Below are 18,143 nucleotides of genomic sequence, written 5' to 3'. Positions count from 1 at the left end.
TCGCCGGGCGCTAGATGCGTTCGATGATGGTGCCAGTGGACAGGGCGCCGCCCGCGCACATGGTGATCAGCGCGGTCGTCTGGTCGGTGCGCTCGAGCTCGTGCAGGGCGGTGGTGATCAGCCGGCTGCCGGTGCTGCCCACCGGGTGCCCGAGCGCGATCGCCCCGCCGTTGACGTTGACCTTGGCCATGTCGGGCTCGTGGACGCGCGCCCAGGACAGCACCACCGACGCGAAGGCCTCGTTGATCTCGGTGATGTCGATGTCGCCCATCTTCATCCCGGCCTTCTCCAGCACCTTCGCCGTCGACTGCACCGGGCCGTCCAGGTGGTAGTAGGGCTCGGCGCCGACGAGCGCGTGGCTGACGATCCGGGCGCGGGGACGCAGCCCCAGCGCCTTGGCCTTGTCCTCGTCCATCCACAACACCGCGGCGGCACCGTCGGAGATCTGCGACGAGGTGCCCGCCGTGTGGATGCCGCCCTCGATGACCGGCTTGAGCTGGCTCAGGCCCTCCAGGGTGGTGTCGCGAAGCCCCTGGTCGCGGGACACCATGTGGCGCTCGCTGGTGGGCTGCTTCTGCTCGTCGAGCACCGGTGCCTCGATCGGCGAGATTTCGCGGTCGAACCGGCCCTCGGCCCACGCCTGCTTGGCGCGCAGCTGCGACTGCAAGCCCCAGGCGTCGATGTCCTCGCGGGTGATGCCACGGCGCTTGGCGATCCGCTCGGCGGCGGTGAACTGGTCGGGCAGGTCGATGTCCCACGAGGCCGGCCGCAGGATGCTGCGGTCGGGGCCGGCGTTGGCGCCGAGCCCGACGCGGCTCATGGCCTCGATCCCGCACGCGATGCCGATGTCGATGACGCCCGCTGCGATCAGGCCGGCGACCAGGCCGTTGGCCTGCTGGCTGCTGCCGCACTGGCAGTCCACCGTCGTCGCGCCGACGTGCTCCGGCAGCCCGGCGACGAGCCAGCTCACCCGGGTGATGTTGTTGGACTGCTCGCCGAATTGCGTCACGCAGCCGCCGACGACCTGTTCCACGTCACCTGCGTCGATGCCGGCCTTTTCGACGAGTGCCTTTTGCACCGCGCCCAGCAGCTCGGTGGCGTGCAGTCCTGAGAGCCAGCCATTGCGCTTGCCGATCGGGCTGCGGGTGGCTTCGACAATTACCGGGTTACCCATGCGGTCAGGCTAGAACACGTTTCATTACTATGACAAGCGACGATGCGTCGGCGCCTTTTTTCTACGGTGGAGGCATGTTTTACTGGCAGCAGAGCTCCACTAGGAGAGCTAGTGTCCTGGGATCGCCAGTCACTGGGGAGTCGCAGAGCCAGTCGCAGGACCAGCATAGGGACCAGCAGTAAGGAGAAGTAGCGTGCCCAGCCCCAACCTTCCGCCCGGGTTCGATTTCACCGACCCCGACATCTACGCGGAGCGGATTCCGGTCGAAGAGTTTGCGGAGGTGCGTTCGACCGCACCGATCTGGTGGAACGAGCAGGCCCCGGGCCACGGCGGCGGGTTCCACGACGGCGGCTTCTGGGCGATCACCAAGCTCAACGACGTCAAGGAGATCTCGCGGCGCAGCGACGTCTTCTCCAGCTACGAGAACTGCGTGATCCCGCGGTTCAACGAGGACATCGCGCGCGAGGACATCGAGCTGCAGCGGTTCGTCATGCTCAACATGGACGCGCCGCACCACACCCGGCTGCGCAAGATCATCTCGCGCGGCTTCACCCCGCGGGCCGTGGGGCGCCTGGAGGACGAGCTCCGGGAGCGCGCCCAGAAGATCGCCCGGGACGCGGCGGCCGCCGGTTCCGGGGACTTCGTCGAGCAGGTGTCTTGCGAGCTCCCGCTGCAGGCGATCGCCGGCTTGCTCGGGGTGCCGCAGGAGGACCGTGAAAAGCTGTTCCGCTGGTCGAACGAGATGACCGGAAATGACGACCCCGAGTATGCCGACATCGATCCCAAGACGTCGTCGTTCGAGGTGCTCAACTACGCGATGCAGATGGCCGCCATCAAGGCGGAGAAGCCCGGCGACGACATCGTCACCACGCTGATCAACGCCGACATCGACGGGGAAAAGCTGTCCGACGACGAGTTCGGCTTCTTCGTGATGATGCTCGCGGTGGCCGGCAACGAGACAACCCGCAACTCGATCACGCAGGGGATGATGGCGTTCGCCGACTTCCCCGACCAGTGGGAGCTGTTCAAGAAGGAGCGCCCGGAGACCACCGCCGACGAGATCGTCCGCTGGGCCACCCCGGTCACCTGTTTCCAGCGGACCGCTCTGGAGGACTACGAACTCTCCGGCGTGCAGATCAAGAAAGGCCAGCGGGTGGTGCTGTTCTACCGCTCGGCCAATTTCGACGAAGAGATCTTCGACGACCCCTACACCTTCAACATCTTGCGGGATCCCAACCCGCACGTCGGTTTTGGCGGCACCGGTGCGCACTACTGCATCGGCGCGAACCTGGCCAAGCTGACGATCAACCTGATCTTCAACGCCGTGGCCGACCACATGCCCGACATCAAGCCGATCTCCGAGCCGGAGCGGCTGCGCTCGGGCTGGCTCAACGGCATCAAGCGCTGGCAGGTGGACTACACCGGTAAATGCCCGGTGGCGCACTGACAATGGACTTCGATCTCACCGCCGAACAGCAGGCCGTCGCCGACGTGGCGACGTCGGTGCTGGACCGGGATCTTTCGTGGGAGGCGCTGGTCAGCGGGGGCGTGACGGCGCTGCCGGTTCCCGAACGCCTTGGGGGCGATGGGGTGGGTCTGCCCGAGGTTGCCACGGTGCTGACCGAAGTCGGCCGCCACGGCGCCATCACGCCGGCGCTGGCCACGCTGGGTTTCGGCGTGGTGCCGCTACTCGACCTGGCGTCCGATGAGCAGCAGGACCGTTACCTGGCCGGGGTCGTGAAGGGTTCGGTGTTGACCGCGGCGCTCAACGAGCCCGGCGCGGCACTACCCGATCGGCCCGGCGTGACGTTCGCGGGCGGGCGGTTGTCGGGCACCAAGATCGGGGTGGCCTACGCCGAGCAAGCCGAGTGGATGATCGTGACCGCCGACAGCGCGGTGGTGGTTGTGTCGCCCAAGGCCGAGGGTGTGCGGCTGGTGAGCACGCCGACGTCGAACGGCTCGGACGAGTACACCGTCACGTTTGACGGTGTGGCGGTTGGTGATTCGGACGTGTTGGCGGGCGCCTCGGCGCGCCGGGTCAACCAGCTGGCGCTGGCGGCGATCGGCGCGTACGCCGACGGGTTGGTCGCAGGGGCGCTGCGGCTGACCGCCGACTACGTCGCCAACCGCAAGCAGTTCGGCAAGCCCTTGTCGACGTTCCAGACCGTGGCGGCGCAGCTCGCGGAGGTCTACATCGCTTCACGCACCATCGATTTGGCGTCGAAGTCGGTGGTCTGGCGGCTGTCCGAAGGGCGTGACGCCGATAGCGACCTGGACGTCCTTGGCTACTGGATCACGTCGCAGGCGCCGCCGGTGATGCAGACGTGCCATCACCTGCACGGCGGCATGGGCATGGACATCACGTACCCCATGCACCGGTACTACTCCACGATCAAAGACCTGACCCGCCTGCTCGGCGGGCCGTCTCTTCGCCTTGACCTGGTGGGAGCGCAATGTTCATAGACCTGACCCCCGAGCAGCGGCAGCTGCAAGCCGAACTGCGGGAATACTTTTCGACCCTGATCTCGTCCGACGAGATGAAGGCGATGGAGCAGGACCGGCACAACGAGGCCTATCGCGCGGTGATCCGGCGAATGGGCAAGGACCGAAAGCTGGGGGTTGGGTGGCCAAAGGAGTTCGGCGGCTTGGGTTTCGGCCCGATCGAGCAGTCGATCTTCGTCAACGAGGCGCACCGGGCCGACGTGCCGTTGCCCGCGGTGACGCTGCAGACCGTGGGTCCGGTTCTGCAGCAATTCGGCAGCGAGGCGCAGAAGAAGAAGTTCCTGCCGGCGATCCTGGCCGGTGAGGTCCATTTCGCGATCGGCTACACCGAGCCCGAGGCGGGCACCGACCTGGCGTCCCTGCGCACCACCGCGGTGCGCCACGGCGACGAGTACATCGTCAACGGCCAGAAGATCTTCACCACCGGGGCGCATGACGCCGACTACATCTGGCTGGCCTGCCGCACCGACCCGGAAGCCGTGAAGCACAAAGGCATCTCGATCCTGATCGTCGACACGAAGGATCCCGGATACTCCTGGACGCCGATCATCCTGTCCGACGGCGCCCACCACACCAACGCCACGTACTATAACGACGTTCGGGTGCCCGCCGACATGCTGGTCGGCGAGGAGAACGGCGGCTGGCGGCTGATCACCACGCAGCTCAACAACGAGCGGGTGATGCTGGGTCCCGCGGGCCGCACCGCCGGCATCTACGACCGGCTGCACGCCTGGGCGTCCAAACCGGGCGGCGACGGCGTCACGCCGATCGACCACGAGGACGTCAAGCGGGCGCTCGGCGAGATCTACGCGATGTGGCGGATCAACGAGCTGCTGAACTGGCAGGTCGCCGCGGCCGGCGAGGACATCAACGTGGCCGACGCCGCGTCAACGAAAGTCTTTGGCACCGAGCGTATTCAGTACATCGGCCGACTCGCCGAGGAAGTCGTCGGCAAGTATGGAAATCCGGCGGAACCGGAGACCGCCGAGCTGCTGCGTTGGCTGGACTCGCAAACCAAGCGCAACCTGGTGATCACCTTCGGTGGAGGCGTTAACGAAGTGATGCGTGAAATGATCGCGGCCGCCGGCCTCAAGGTGCCGCGGGTGCCCCGATGACGGACGCGGACACCATCAAGAAGGCCGTCGCCGAGATCACGTCCACCGTCGTAGCCGCGCCCCGCACGGGCCGGGATCCGGTGAACCAGCCGATCATCAACAACTGGGTCGAGGCCATCGGCGACCGCAACCCGATCTACACCGACGAGGCCGCGGCGCGCGCGGCCGGCCATCCCGGACTGGTGGCGCCGCCGGCGATGATCCAGGTGTGGACGATGTTCGGCCTGGGCGGTGAACGTCCGACCGACGATCCCATGGGCCCCCTCATGGAACTGTTCGACGACGCAGGCTATGTCGGCGTGGTCGCCACCAACTGCGAGCAGACCTACCACCGGTATCTGCGGCCGGGCGAGCACGTGACCGTCCACTCCGAAATGCGCGACGTGGTCGGCCCCAAGCAGACCGCGCTCGGTGAGGGCTGGTTCATCAATCAGCACATCACCTGGCGCGTCGGCGACGAGAATGTCGCCGAGATGGCCTGGCGGATACTCAAATTCAAGCCTCGCGAGGCCGCCGCGACCCCGTCTTCGGTGCCGGAGGATCTGGACGCCGACGCCATGATGCGCCCCGCGGTGTCGCGCGACACCGCCTTCTTCTGGGAAGGCGTGGCGGCTCACGAGTTGCGCATTCAGCGGCGGCCCGACGGAAGCCTGCAGCATCCGCCGGTGCCGGCGGTGTGGCAGGACAAAGAGCAGCCGATCGACTACGTGGTGGCCGGCGGTAGGGGCACGGTGTACAGCTTCGTGGTGCACCACGCGCCGAAGGTGCCGGGGCGCACGCTGCCATTCGTAATCGCGCTGGTGGAACTCGAAGAGGGTGTCCGCATGCTGGGCGAGCTGCGGGGGGTGGACGCCGCCGCGGTGAAGATCGGAATGCCCGTCCGGGCAACCTATATCGACTTTCCCGCGGGGGAGTCCGGCCCCGAATGGACCCTGTACGCATGGGAGCCCCAAGCATGAGCGCACCCGCCATCGAAGTGGGTACGAAGCTGCCCGAGCTCAAGATCGAGGGCACCCCCACGTTCATCATCTCGACGGCCATCGCCACCCGCGACTTCCAGGACGTGCACCACGACCGGGATCTGGCGCAGGCCAAGGGGTCCAAGGACATCTTCGTCAACATCCTCACCGACACCGGGCTGGTGCAGCGCTTCCTGACCGACTGGGCGGGGCCGACGGCGTTGATCAAATCGATCGGGCTGCGGCTGGGCGTGCCGTGGTACGCCTATGACACGACCACCTTCTCCGGTGAGGTGACGGCGGTGGAGGACGGGCTGATCACGGTTAAGGTGGTGGGCCGCAACAGCCTTGGCGACCATGTCATCGCTACCGCCACGCTCACGATTGGGGACGCCTAATGCTGTCGGGTAAGGCCGCCATCGTCGGCATTGGCGCTACCGACTTCTCGAAGAATTCCGGCCGAAGCGAGCTGCGGCTGGCGGCCGAGGCGGTCCTTGACGCATTGGACGACGCCGGTTTGAGCCCGTCCGACGTCGACGGGCTCACGACGTTCACGATGGACAGCAACAACGAGACCGCCGTGGCGCGGGCGACCGGCATCGGTGACCTGAGGTTCTTCGCCCAGACGGGGTACGGCGGGGGTGCCGCGTGCGGGACCGTCGCGCATGCCGCGGCGGCTGTCGCGACCGGGCTGGCGGACGTCGTGGTGGCCTACCGGGCGTTCAACGAACGCTCCGGCCAGCGCTTCGGGCAAGTGCAGACCCGGCTGGTGGGAAATGCAGGCGTGCAAGCCGATTCGACCGCGGCGGACAATTCGTTCTCTTACCCACACGGGCTGTCGACGCCGGCCGCGCAGGTCGCGATGATCGCGCAGCGGTACATGCACTGGTCGGGCGCGACGAGCCGCGACTTCGGTGCGGTCTCGGTGGCGGACCGCAAGCACGCCGCCAAGAACCCCAAGGCGTACTTCTACGAGAAGCCGATAACCATTGAGGACCACCAGAATTCCCGGTGGATCGCCGAGCCGCTGCGGCTGCTGGACTGCTGCCAGGAAACCGACGGAGCGGTGGCCCTCGTCGTGACGTCGGTGGAGCGCGCGCGTGACCTCAAGCAGCGGCCGGCCGTCATCGAGGCGGCGGCCCAGGGCGCCAGCCCCGACCAGTACACGATGGTCAGCTACTACCGCCCCGAACTCGGTCTGCCCGAGATGGGCGTCGTGGGCCGGCAGCTCTGGGAGCAGTCCGGCCTGTCGCCGACCGACATCCAGACCGCCATCCTCTACGACCACTTCACGCCGTTCACCCTGATTCAGTTGGAGGAGTTGGGATTCTGCGGTCGCGGCGAGGCGAAGGACTTCATCGCCGACGGCGCCATCGAGGTGGGTGGCAGGTTGCCGATCAACACCCACGGCGGTCAACTCGGCGAGGCCTACATCCACGGCATGAACGGCATCGCGGAGGGTGTGCGGCAATTGCGTGGGACATCGGTGAACCCGGTGCCCGACGTCGAGCACGTCGTCGTCACCGCGGGTACCGGCGTGCCCACCTCGGGCCTGATCCTCGGCTAGCTTTTCCGCCGAGTGTGCGGCCAGCCGCACGCTCGCGCACGAGTGTGCGGCCAGCCGCACGCTCGACAACGTGTTGATGGCTGAAGTGACGGTACTGCGGCTTCCTGCCACGCTGCCGTAGTGCGAGAGCCATTCATCGGTAGCTCGGCCATTGCCACAGGGGCATTGACCAAGTCGCAGCTGGCCACTCACTTTCGCCGACTCTTCCCAGACGTGTACGTGGAGCGTGATGTCGCCATCACCGCCGAACTACGCGCCAAAGCCGGGTGGCTATGGAGCGGACGCCGAGGTGTTGTCGCGGGGTTCGCCGCATCCGCTCTGCGTGGCAGCAGATGGGTCGACGATGCGAAGGTCGTGGAGTTGCTTCACGACAATCGGCGCAGTCCACCTGGCATCCAGGTACACGGGGACCGTATCGAGGAGGACGAGATCGAGCTGGTGGCCGGTATGCGGGTCACCTCGCCGGTGAGGACGGCACTGGACTTCGGCTGTTGGTACCCGACCATGACCGCTGTGGCGGCGATCGACGCCCTCGCCAGAGCAACGGAAATCAAAGCGGCTGACGTCGAGCTGCTGGCTCGAAAATACGCCGGACGCAGGGGCATCGCACGAGCACGCCGGGCGGCAGACCTGTCCGATCCGGGTGCACAATCACCCAAAGAATCCTGGTTGCGTGTGGTCCTGATCCAAGCGGGCCTACCGCGACCGCAGACACAGATCCCGGTTTTCGACGAGGTCGGCAATGTCTTCGCTTACCTCGATATGGGGTGGGAGGACGTCAAGGTCGCCGTCGAATACGACGGCGACCAGCACCGCAGCGATCGCAAGCAATACACCTGGGACGTAAGGCGATTGGAGAGGCTACGGCGGTGCGGCTGGTTCGTCGTACGCGTGGTCGCGGGCGACGGGCCGGTCGACATCGTCGACCGCGTTCGGGCGGCATTCGCCCGGCGAGCGTGCGGCTAGCCGCACAGTCGAGACCGAACGTGCGGCCAGCCGCACGGTCGGCATGAAAGCCGAGCTATGCGCGGGCGACAACCGGGAAAACGGTCTCCATTCCGCGCCGGCCCTTGATCTCCACCTGCTCGGAGTCGCCCCAAACGTATTGCGCCTCGGCGGCGGCGTGGACGCCGCTGCTGACCATCACGGCCGGGCGCCCGGCCCGCCCGGCGATGCCGGCCAGCCGGAAGGCCACGTTGGTCGCGTCGCCGATCACGGCCGTGACCGTTCTCGTCATCGCGGCGATCGCGGCCCGGCCCTGCACCACGCCCCAGCCCATCCGGATCGGCGAGCCGTCCGGGCTACGCAGCGGGAGCGTCGGGCCGAGCTCCTCGACCCTCCGGTTCGCGGCCAGCGCGAAGTCGATCGCGAGCTCGTTGGCCTTTGGGATCGTCCGCAACTCCCAGACGGCATAGAGTGCGTCGCCGGCGTAATGGTTGAGCGTGCCGCGATGGGCCCGCAGGACACTGTTGAGGTCGCGCCAAAGATAGTTCAGGCTCTGGGCGATCACCCGGTTGTCGGTGACCTCCGAGATCGTCGAGTAGTTCGTGATATCGCCGACGACCATCACCATGGTCTCCTCGACGATCCGGGTCAGGGTCGGGCTGGTGTTCGTCAATCCCGCGGCAGTGAACCGGTCCGACCGGAAGATCAGCACGACGTCGCCTATCGAGATCCGGTCGTCGGGTTTGATGGGGACCTGCATGGCGCGCTCCAGCGGCATGCCGTTGAGCAATGTTCCATTGGTGCTGGTGTCGATGAGGTAGGCCCGGTCGGTGGCGGCGTCCAGGCGGATCTCGAGGTGGTTGCGAGAGATGTTCGGATCCGGGATAACCAGTCGGCGCTCGTCATCGATGCCTGCGCACTGACGGCCCACGAACAGTTGATCGAAGATCGGCACGATTTTCTCGCCGCCGTTCACGTGCACGACCAGCTGGGCCAGCGGCTGGTCCCACCAATCGGAGCGCATGGCCTACCGACCTCGCCGCACTCGAACGGCCGCCTGTGCGAGCGAGACCCATCGTTGGCTGCCCCGCCCGCACTGACCACCCTGTGCACACACTAAGCGTCTGCCATCTGAAGATGCTGAGCTGTTAGCTGCAGGGCTAATCGTATCCGACGCTCAGCGAGCGAGCGCCGGCTGCGACTCGAGGGCCGCGCGGGCCGCCATCCGTCCCGCCGCCAGCGCGGCGTCGATGTTTTTGAAGTCCAACGGACCGATCGCCGAGACGTCCGGCTCGATGATCGCCGTAACTCGGGGAAGCTCGCGCAGGTTCCACTTGGGGGCCGCGAGTTCGACGCTGCGAAGCAACGTGTCTTGCAGCGGCGGGAGGGCTACGTCCGTGCCGGTCACCAGCCGCCGGATGAACGCGGGAGGCTGAAGTTTTGCCGGTAGCGGGCCAAAGCCCTTCGACGGCACCCACGTCGTGCGCAGATCGACGCAGATCACCTCGCCATCGGGGTCGGAACACATCACGTCGGCCGGCAGGATGTTCATCAGTCCGCCGTCGACGAGGAGCCGCTCGCGATGCTGCACCGGCGGCAGGAGGCCGGGGATCGAGATCGATGCGCGCACGGCGACCCACAGCAGCCCTCGCCGATGGATGACCTGATCGCCCGTGATGATGTCGGTGGAGACGGAGAAGAACTCCCTCGGCAGGTGCTCGATCAGGGTGCTGCTGCCGAAGAATCCCTCTATCAGTCGGTCGACACGGCGACCTCGCGTGAGGGCTATCGCGGGGATCGTGTAATCGCTGACCGGCCTGGTCTCCGCGACGTACTTGCGTGCCGCCGCGGTGCACTCCCGCGCGTCCAGGCCCAGCGCGAAGGTGGCGGCGGCGAGGGCACCGGAACTGGTTCCGCCGAACCGGTCGATGACGACGCCGGCACGCGTGAGCTCTTCGTAGACCCCGTAATGCGCGAGGCCCCGCGCGCCCCCACCCCCAAGCACGAGACCCAGAGACCGGCCGGCGATCCGGCGCGCCAGCGCGCCGATGCCGTCGGCGTCGGCGGGGTGATGCGAGATCGGCTGCAGCAGGTCCCACCAGCTCGGATCCGGTACCACGCTGCAGGTGACCAGGTGGACCGGCCCTTGCGTCACGGGCGGTTCGAGCGATTCGGGCGGACGGGCCCGATCGGCGAGGACCACGATTCGGTCGCTTTGCGCGGTGACATACCGTCGCCAGCTGTCGCCCGAGCCTCGGTCGGCCACCAGCAAGACCCAGTCGTTGCTGCGCTCGACGCGGTCGAGGGTCTCGCTGAACGCGTCGACGAGCTCGCCGTAATGGTTGGCCGCGGCCGTCGTTTCGACGGGCGGCGCGACGACGGCGGCCTGGCCGTGCGATCGCAGGCGAGCCGCGATCGCGTCGACGATCGGCATCGCGACCGCATCGCCGGTCGACACCACGCCGACGACCCGGCGACCGCGAGAGACGGTGGCGGCTCGTGACTCGCGCAGCATCACCGCCATCGCCCGGAACATCGCCGATTGCAGTTGCGGCGCCTTCGCGAGCACTTCGCTGAATGTGTCGGCGGCGATCCTCCAGACGACGCCGTCGCGAAGGGCCCGTACGCCGGCCGAGCGAGGGGCGCCGGTGATCACGCCCAGGTCTCCGATCGAATCACCGGATGCCATCTCACGAAGCACCTGTCCATCGAGGCCGACGGCCGCGAACCGTCCCGAGGCAATCACATAGATGGAGTCCGACGGGTCGCCCATCTGGAAGAGCCACTCGTTGGCGGGGACGTGCTGGCGATCGACGGTGCTCGTGAGGAGGTCGAGTTGTCCGTCGTCGATCTCGGCGAATATCGGAATACTGCGCAGCGCCGTTCGCTCGTCGGCCGCACGCGGTTCGGGCGGCTGCCGTTCAGCGACCATGAAAGGACGAAAGCATATTGCGCCGTTTAGCGGTAGTCCGCTCGGAGCGAAGGCGCTATGCGGGCACGAGTTCTACGCCGGAGAGCACCACGGCGTTCTCGCGCGACGGCGCGACAACGGTGGCCACGAAGCGGCCGTTCTCCTTCCAGATGCCGACCTTGAGCGTTTCACCGGGAAACGCCACGCCGGCGAACCGCGCGCCGTACGCGGCCACCGCGCCGGCATCGCCGTCGAGCAGCGCGTCGGTGATCGCCTTGCAGGTCATGCCGTAGGTGCACAGGCCGTGCAGGATGGGCCTGGGAAACCCTGCGGCGGCGGCGAATTCGGGATCGGAGTGCAGCGGGTTGCGGTCGCCACACAGCCGGTACAGCAGCGCCTGCTGCGGCAGGATCGGCACGTCGACCTCCAGGTCGGGCGCCCGGTCCGGCGCCCCATCGGACGACGACGGCCCGCGCTCACCGCCGAAGCCGCCCTCGCCGCGCGCGAAGATCGACCGCCGCTGCGTCCACAGCAGCGTGCCGTCCGGGGCGCTGACCGTCGTCTCGCTCCAGATCACCGCGGCCTTGCCCTTGTCCCAGATGTCGGTGAACCGGGTGACGGCCTTGGCCGAGCCCGACGCCGGCAGCGGCCCGGGCACCTCGACCCGCTCGCTGGCGTGCAACACCTTGGCCAGCTCGATGTCGATGCCGGGGAACTGCACCGTCGGCGGCTTGGTCATGTGAAAGGTGGCGGCGACGTTGCCGAACGTCGGCAGCACCTGCGGGGTGTCGTCCACCAGATAGCGCAGCTCGCGCGGATCCATCGGGTCCGACCCGGCGCCCAGCCCCAGGTGATACAGCTGGATATCGCTGCTGACCCAAGAGAATTCGATGGGATCCAGCTCGGCGTTCAGCGCGACGTCGACGTCGATCGGCATGCTAGTTGGCCCCCGCGATGTGCAGTGCGGCCAGGTAGCCAAAGGTCATAGCCGGCCCGATGGTGCCACCCGGGCCGGGGTAGGTGTGGCCCATCACCGGCGCGCTCACATTGCCCGCGGCGTAAAGGCCTTCGATGACGCTGCCGTCGTCGCGCAGCGCCCGGCCGTGCACATCGGTGCGGATGCCGCCCTTGGTGCCCAGGTCCCCGGGCACCATCTTGGCGGCGTAGAAGGGCGCGTGGCTGATCTCGCCGAGGTTGGCGTTCGGCTTGTTGGTGGGGTCGCCGTAGTACCGGTCGTAGGCGCTCTCCCCGCGGTGGAAGTCCTCGTCGACGCCCGATCGCGCGAACCCGTTGAACCGCGCCACGGTGGCGGTGAAGTCGGACACCGGGAGACCGGCCTTCTCGGCCAGCTGCTCGAGCGTGTCGGCCTGGATGATCACGCCGGAATCCAGCCACTTGCGCGGAATGCGTTGCCCCGGTTGCAGTCCCGCGAAAATGTAGCGGTCGCGGTATTGCTGGTCGAACACCAGCCATGCCGGGATGTTCTCACCCGGTCCGGGACCCTGGCCGAATTCCCCGCCGTACATGTGGTGGCAGGCCTCGACGTAGGGCATCGACTCGTTCATGAAGCGCTTGCCCGACATGTTGACGATGATCGAGCCCGGCGAGTTGCGCTCGGACAGCGCGAACCACGGCGCGCCCACCAGCGGCACCGTCGGGCCCCACCAGGCGTCCTCCATCAGATCCAGTGCGGCGCCGAGCTTTTCGCCGGCGAGGATGCCGTCGCCGGTGTTGGCCTTGGCCCCGACGGTCCATTCGGTGGTGATGGGGGCACGCTGGTATTTCACCCGCATCTGTTCGTTGTGCTCGAACCCGCCGCTGGCCAAGATCACGCCGCGCCGGGCCCGGATGAGTTGTGGATCAACGGAATCCGATGCGGTGGTATCGCGAACGTACACCCCGCGCACCACGCCGTCCTCCACATAAAGGTCGGTGAGCGCTGTGTTCAGCTGCACCGGAACCCCGGCGCGCTGCAACCCGATGCGCAGCGGCCCGATCAGCGCCCGGCCCATGCCGACCAGGTTCTTGCCGGTCGCCTTGGCCCACATCGTGCGCGCGCCCACCTTCAGGCTGCGCGCCACGCCCCGCGGGTGCCGCTTGAGCTGGTTGAGCCGCACGTAGTCCTGTTGCATCACAACGACGTTGAGCGGCACCTTGCCATAGGCGGGCTCCAGGCCCGCTTCGTCGGCGCCGAGCTTGCGGGCGTTGAACGGCTTGGGCTCGATCGAGCGCCCGTCCGCGCGGCCCCCCGGCGCCTCGGGGTAGTAGTCGGAGTAGCGCGGCACCCAGCACATCTTCAGGGGCGTGTGCTTCAGCACGAAGGACAGCATCTCGGGGCCGCGCTCGAGGTAGGTGTCGATGCGCTCCGGCTCCACGATGTCGCCGACGATCCCGTGCAGGTACTTCCGGGCCGCCTCGGGCGTGTCCTTCACCCCGTCGCGCTTGAGCACCTCGTTGTTCGGAATCCACACCCCGCCCCCGGACCGCGCGGTGGAGCCGCCGTAATGGGGGGCCTTCTCGATGACTACTGTCGATAGGCCTCGGTGCGCGGCGGCAAGGGCGGCCACCATGCCGGCTCCGCCGCTCCCGACCACGACGACGTCGTACTCCTGCGATGTCATGTAGAACACGTTATAGAATTGCCCGGGTTGGGCGCTACCGGCCCGGTCACGAGAACGAGGGGACTTCGGTAAATGCTCAGTGTTGCGATCCGCGACGAGCTGGCCGCCGACCTGGCGCAAGCCGAGCGCAGCCGTGAGCCCATCGCCCCGTTGACCGCGGCGTACCCGGACATCGACGTCGTCGACGCCTACGAGATTCAGCTGATCAACATCCGCCAGCGCGTGGCCGAGGGCGCCCAGGTGCTGGGCCACAAAGTCGGGCTGTCCAGCAAGGCCATGCAGCAGATGATGGGGGTCGACGAGCCGGACTACGGTCACCTGCTCGACGAGATGCAGGTGTTCGAGGACATCCCGGTCAAGGCGGGCCGCTACCTGTACCCCCGGGTCGAGGTCGAGGTGGGTTTCATCCTGTCCGACGACCTGCCCGGCGCCGGCTGCACCGAGGACGACGTGCTGGCGGCCACCGAGGCGCTGGTCCCGTCGATCGAGCTGATCGACACCCGCATCACCGACTGGAAGATCGCGCTGTGCGACACCATCGCCGACAACGCCTCGTCGGCGGGCTTCGTGCTGGGCAAGGCCCGGGTATCGCCGGCCGACATCGACGTCAAGGCGATCGACGCGGTGCTGACCCGCAACGGCGAGGTGATCGCCGAGGGCCGCAGCGACGCCGTGCTGGGCAACCCCGTCACCGCCGTGGCGTGGCTGTCCCGCAAGGTGGAAAGCTTCGGGGTGCGGCTGCGAAAAGGTGACATCGTGTTACCGGGATCGTGCACGCGAGCGATAGATGCACGCGCTGGAGACGAGTTCGTCGCGGACTTCACGGGACTGGGTTCCGTGCGGTTGTCCTTTGAATAGCGCCGGAATAGCTTTGAATTAGTCCAGAAAACGAGGAGCATCATGCCGTCCAAGGCGAGTGTGGCCATTGTCGGGTCGGGAAACATCAGCACCGACCTGCTCTACAAGCTTCTCCGGTCGGACTGGCTGGAACCCCGCTGGATGGTGGGCATCGACCCGGAAAGCGAAGGCTTGGCGCGGGCCCGCAAGCTCGGCTTGGAAACCACCCACGAGGGGGTGGACTGGTTGCTGGCGCAGCCGGAGAAACCCGACCTGGTGTTCGAGGCGACCAGCGCCTACGTGCATCGGGACGCTGCGCCGAAATACGCGGCCGCCGGCATCCGGGCCATCGACCTGACCCCGGCCGCGGTGGGCCCGGCGGTGATCCCGCCGGCGAACCTGCGCGAGCACCTGGACGCGCCCAACGTCAACATGATCACCTGCGGCGGGCAGGCCACCATCCCGATCGTCTACGCCGTCTCTCGGGTCGTCGAGGTTCCGTATGCCGAGATCGTCGCCTCGGTGGCCTCCGTTTCGGCGGGTCCCGGCACCCGCGCCAACATCGACGAGTTCACCAAGACCACGTCGCGCGGCGTAGAAACGATCGGGGGCGCCGAGCGCGGCAAGGCCATCATCATCCTGAACCCCGCCGACCCGCCGATGATCATGCGCGACACCATCTTCTGCGCCATCCCCGAGGACGCCGACCGCGACGCCGTCGCCAAGTCCATCCACGACGTCGTCGCCGAGGTGCAGACCTACGTGCCCGGGTACCGGCTGCTCAACGAGCCGCAGTTCGACGACCCGTCGCTCAACTCGGGCGGTCAGGCCCTGGTCACCACGTTCGTCGAGGTCGAGGGCGCCGGGGATTACCTGCCGCCGTACGCGGGCAACCTGGACATCATGACCGCGGCGGCCACCAAGGTCGGCGAGGAGATCGCGAAGGAATCCTTGACCGCATCGGCGGGAGGAGCGCAGGCATGAGTGACCGCGCCAGCGACGATGCAGAGCGCAGCGATGAGGAGGAGTGGCGCCATGAGTGACATTTTCTTCAATCCGATCTGGGACGTCCGGATGACGGACACGTCCCTGCGCGACGGGTCCCACCACAAGCGCCACCAGTTCACCAAGGACGAGGTCGGGGCGATCGTGGCCGCCCTGGACGCTGCCGGCGTGCCCGTCATCGAGGTGACCCACGGCGACGGGCTGGGCGGCTCGAGCTTCAACTACGGGTTCTCCAAGACGCCCGAGCAGGAGCTGATCAAGCTCGCGGCCGAGACCGCCAAAGAGGCCAAGATCGCGTTCCTGATGCTGCCCGGGGTGGGCACCAAAGAGGACATCAAGGAAGCGCAGGACAACGGCGGCTCGATCTGCCGGATCGCCACGCACTGCACCGAGGCCGACGTGTCGATCCAGCACTTCGGCCTGGCCCGCGAGCTAGGCCTGGAAACCGTCGGCTTCCTGATGATGTCCCACACCATTCCGCCGGAGAAGCTGGCCGCCCAGGCGCGCATCATGGCCGACGCCGGCTGCCAGTGCGTCTACGTGGTCGACTCGGCCGGGGCGCTGGTCCTCGAAGGGGTGCGCGACCGGGTGGCGGCGCTGGTCGCCGAATTGGGCGACGACGCCCAGGTCGGCTTCCACGGCCACGAAAACCTCGGGCTGGGCGTGGCCAACTCGGTGGAGGCCGTCCGCGCCGGGGCCAAACAGATCGACGGGTCCTGCCGCCGGTTCGGAGCCGGCGCGGGCAACGCGCCCGTCGAGGCCCTGATCGGGGTGTTCGACAAGATCGGCGTGAAGACCGGCATCGACTTCTTCGACATCGCCGACGCCGCCGAGGACGTCGTGCGCCCGGCCATGCCGGCCGAATGCGTGCTCGACCGAAACGCCCTGATCATGGGGTACTCGGGTGTCTACTCGAGCTTCCTCAAGCACGCGGTGCGGCAGGCCGAGCGCTACGGCGTGCCCGCCCACGCGCTGCTGCACCGTGCCGGCCAGCGCAAGCTCATCGGCGGGCAGGAAGACCAGCTCATCGACATCGCCCTGGAAATCAAGCGCGAGCAAGAGAGCGGCGCCGTCGTCACGCATTAGGCGTCTCGCCGGCGCCGTGCCGATTCGGCCTAGAATTCTTTGAAAACGGCGGAAGGCACCGATCCTCCGCCGGCCTTGGCCTAGCGTTGTTCTGTCGACTGCATGCGCGAGGGGTTCGGATGAGTTTTTTCACGTTGCCGCCGGAGATCAACTCGCTCCTGATGTACGCGGGCGCGGGTTCGGCCCCGATGCTGGAGGCCGCGGCGGCCTGGAACGGGCTGGCGTCTGAGTTGTCGTCCGCCGCACAGTCGTTTGCATCGGTGACGTCGACGCTGGCCAGTCAGGCCTGGCAGGGTGCGGCCGCGCAGGCGATGGCGGCCGCCGCCGCTCCGTACGCCGGGTGGTTGAATGCGGCGGCTGCGCAGGCGGCCGGGGCGGCGGCCCAAGCCCAGGCGGTCGTCAGCGCATTCGAGACCGCGCTCGCGGCGACGGTGCATCCCTTGCAGGTGGAGGCCAACCGCAACGGCCTGGTTCAGCTGGTGATGAGCAATCTGTTCGGGCAGAACTGGCCCGCGATCGCGGAGACCGAGTTCAACTACCTGGAGATGTGGGCCCAGGACGTGACGGCGATGGTGGGCTACCACGGCGGCGCGTCGGCGGCGGCCGGGCAATTGCTATCGGGGCAGGCGAGCCTGCCGCCGATTCCGAGCCTGCCCGGGTTGGGCGGCATCGGCGCCGGCGCCTCGAGCCCGGCGGGTGGTACCGCCGCCACCGGCGCGGGCGGCGCAGCCGCGGCCGGTTCGAGCGGTGGGGGCGGCGACGGCGCGGGCGGCGTGGCCTCGGGTGGCGCCGCTGGCGGCGGCGGAGGAGGCGACACTGCCGGTAGCGCGGTCGCTGCCGGGGGCGCGGACAGCGGTTACGCGAGTGGTGTCGGCACCGCCGATCCCACCGCCGGAGCCGCGGCCACCGGCGGCGGCTACGTCGGAACCGGAGACGCGGGCGCGGCGAACGCCGCTGCCGTGAGTGGTGGTGGCGGCGGCTCCGCTCCCGGCATGGGCATGCTCGGCGCCGGTGGCATGGGCGCGATGATGATGGCGTCCGCCGCTATGGGGGCGTCGAACTCGTCGACCACCCCGTCGGCTCAGCAGGGTCCGCCGGCCAAGGTGGAGGAAACCGCGCCAGCCGCGCCGCCAGTCGAGGAAGCGGTGGCATCGGAAGTCGCGGAAGTCGAAGAAACGATTCCGGTGGCCGCGACACCACTCGGGACGACACAGGCCGCGGCCGGGCCGGCCGCGGAGGTCTCGGCGGCCAAACCCAAGGCCTCGGAGACCCCGGCGGAGGCGGGGGAACGCGAGCGAGTGGCGCTGGCGCTCGACGACGCGCCCGAACCGGAAGCCCGGGCCAACTAACCTTCGGCACACCGCGGGGCGTCGGTCCATGCGTAGTGCGGTCTCGCCCGGTCTGCTGAAAATCGAGATTTT

General features: G+C 67.8%; 16 protein-coding genes. 11 read left to right on the top strand and 5 right to left on the bottom strand.

Translation table 11 applies throughout. From position 1 onward, the window contains the following. Positions 1–10: 10 nt before the first annotated feature. Positions 11–1,174: a steroid 3-ketoacyl-CoA thiolase gene (locus A9X00_RS11315; protein ID WP_067152922.1), complete on the bottom strand. Its 1,164-nt coding sequence runs from the start codon at positions 1,172–1,174 to the stop codon at positions 11–13. Between the two features lie 193 nt (positions 1,175–1,367). Between A9X00_RS11315 and A9X00_RS11310 the strand changes: the two genes are divergently transcribed. The 7 genes from A9X00_RS11310 (at position 1,368) to A9X00_RS11280 (ending at position 8,283) form a co-directional block, all read left to right on the top strand. Continuing rightward, positions 1,368–2,621, top strand: a complete 1,254-nt coding sequence (locus A9X00_RS11310; RefSeq protein ID WP_067152920.1) for a cytochrome P450 — start codon at positions 1,368–1,370, stop codon at positions 2,619–2,621. 2 nt (positions 2,622–2,623) lie between these two features. After that, positions 2,624–3,637, top strand: a complete 1,014-nt coding sequence (locus tag A9X00_RS11305; RefSeq protein WP_067152919.1) for an acyl-CoA dehydrogenase family protein — start codon at positions 2,624–2,626, stop codon at positions 3,635–3,637. After that, positions 3,628–4,791, top strand: a complete 1,164-nt coding sequence (gene fadE29, locus A9X00_RS11300) for an acyl-CoA dehydrogenase FadE29 (RefSeq protein ID WP_067152917.1) — start codon at positions 3,628–3,630, stop codon at positions 4,789–4,791. The genes A9X00_RS11305 and fadE29 overlap by 10 nt, the downstream gene beginning before the upstream one ends. Then, on the top strand, positions 4,788–5,750 hold the full coding sequence (locus tag A9X00_RS11295; protein WP_067152915.1) for a bifunctional MaoC family dehydratase N-terminal/OB-fold nucleic acid binding domain-containing protein: 963 nt from the start codon (positions 4,788–4,790) through the stop codon (positions 5,748–5,750). The genes fadE29 and A9X00_RS11295 overlap by 4 nt, the downstream gene beginning before the upstream one ends. Continuing rightward, complete coding sequence (locus A9X00_RS11290; RefSeq protein WP_067152913.1) at positions 5,747–6,148, top strand: MaoC family dehydratase; 402 nt, start codon at positions 5,747–5,749, stop codon at positions 6,146–6,148. Before A9X00_RS11295 ends, A9X00_RS11290 begins: the two co-directional genes overlap by 4 nt. Beyond that, entirely contained in the window at positions 6,148–7,317 is a 1,170-nt protein-coding gene (locus tag A9X00_RS11285; protein WP_067152911.1) for a lipid-transfer protein, read from the top strand. The genes A9X00_RS11290 and A9X00_RS11285 overlap by 1 nt, the downstream gene beginning before the upstream one ends. A gap of 120 nt (positions 7,318–7,437) precedes the next feature. Then, positions 7,438–8,283, top strand: coding sequence for a hypothetical protein (locus A9X00_RS11280; RefSeq protein ID WP_067152909.1), 846 nt, complete (start codon positions 7,438–7,440; stop codon positions 8,281–8,283). Between the two features lie 55 nt (positions 8,284–8,338). Here A9X00_RS11280 and A9X00_RS11275 read toward each other — a convergent pair whose 3' ends face one another. The 4 genes from A9X00_RS11275 to kstD form a co-directional block, all read right to left on the bottom strand. Beyond that, on the bottom strand, positions 8,339–9,286 hold the full coding sequence (locus tag A9X00_RS11275; RefSeq protein ID WP_067152907.1) for an adenylate/guanylate cyclase domain-containing protein: 948 nt from the start codon (positions 9,284–9,286) through the stop codon (positions 8,339–8,341). Positions 9,287–9,439: 153 nt separating this feature from the next. Beyond that, complete coding sequence (locus A9X00_RS11270) at positions 9,440–11,194, bottom strand: patatin-like phospholipase family protein (protein ID WP_067152905.1); 1,755 nt, start codon at positions 11,192–11,194, stop codon at positions 9,440–9,442. Between the two features lie 55 nt (positions 11,195–11,249). Next, positions 11,250–12,110, bottom strand: coding sequence for a MaoC family dehydratase (locus tag A9X00_RS11265; protein ID WP_067152903.1), 861 nt, complete (start codon positions 12,108–12,110; stop codon positions 11,250–11,252). 1 nt (position 12,111) lies between these two features. Continuing rightward, a complete protein-coding gene (gene kstD / locus A9X00_RS11260; RefSeq protein WP_067152972.1) occupies positions 12,112–13,794 on the bottom strand; it encodes a 3-oxosteroid 1-dehydrogenase in 1,683 nt (560 codons plus the stop codon). 72 nt (positions 13,795–13,866) lie between these two features. On the opposite strand from kstD, the gene A9X00_RS11255 reads away from it, so the two are divergent. The 4 genes from A9X00_RS11255 (at position 13,867) to A9X00_RS11240 (ending at position 18,071) form a co-directional block, all read left to right on the top strand. Then, complete coding sequence (locus tag A9X00_RS11255; RefSeq protein WP_067152901.1) at positions 13,867–14,652, top strand: 2-keto-4-pentenoate hydratase; 786 nt, start codon at positions 13,867–13,869, stop codon at positions 14,650–14,652. Positions 14,653–14,694: 42 nt separating this feature from the next. Continuing rightward, positions 14,695–15,615: an acetaldehyde dehydrogenase (acetylating) gene (locus A9X00_RS11250; protein WP_067152899.1), complete on the top strand. Its 921-nt coding sequence runs from the start codon at positions 14,695–14,697 to the stop codon at positions 15,613–15,615. Positions 15,616–15,666: 51 nt separating this feature from the next. After that, on the top strand, positions 15,667–16,722 hold the full coding sequence (gene dmpG / locus A9X00_RS11245; RefSeq protein ID WP_067152897.1) for a 4-hydroxy-2-oxovalerate aldolase: 1,056 nt from the start codon (positions 15,667–15,669) through the stop codon (positions 16,720–16,722). A 119-nt stretch (positions 16,723–16,841) separates the two neighbouring features. Next, positions 16,842–18,071, top strand: a complete 1,230-nt coding sequence (locus A9X00_RS11240; RefSeq protein WP_067152895.1) for a PPE family protein — start codon at positions 16,842–16,844, stop codon at positions 18,069–18,071. Positions 18,072–18,143: the final 72 nt, after the last annotated feature.

Origin of the sequence: Mycobacterium sp. 1245805.9 (genome assembly GCF_001672915.1) — a bacterium.
Taxonomy (GTDB): domain Bacteria; phylum Actinomycetota; class Actinomycetes; order Mycobacteriales; family Mycobacteriaceae; genus Mycobacterium.
Note: the sequence above shows the minus strand (reverse complement) of the source record. Positions and strands in the feature narration are given on the sequence as shown.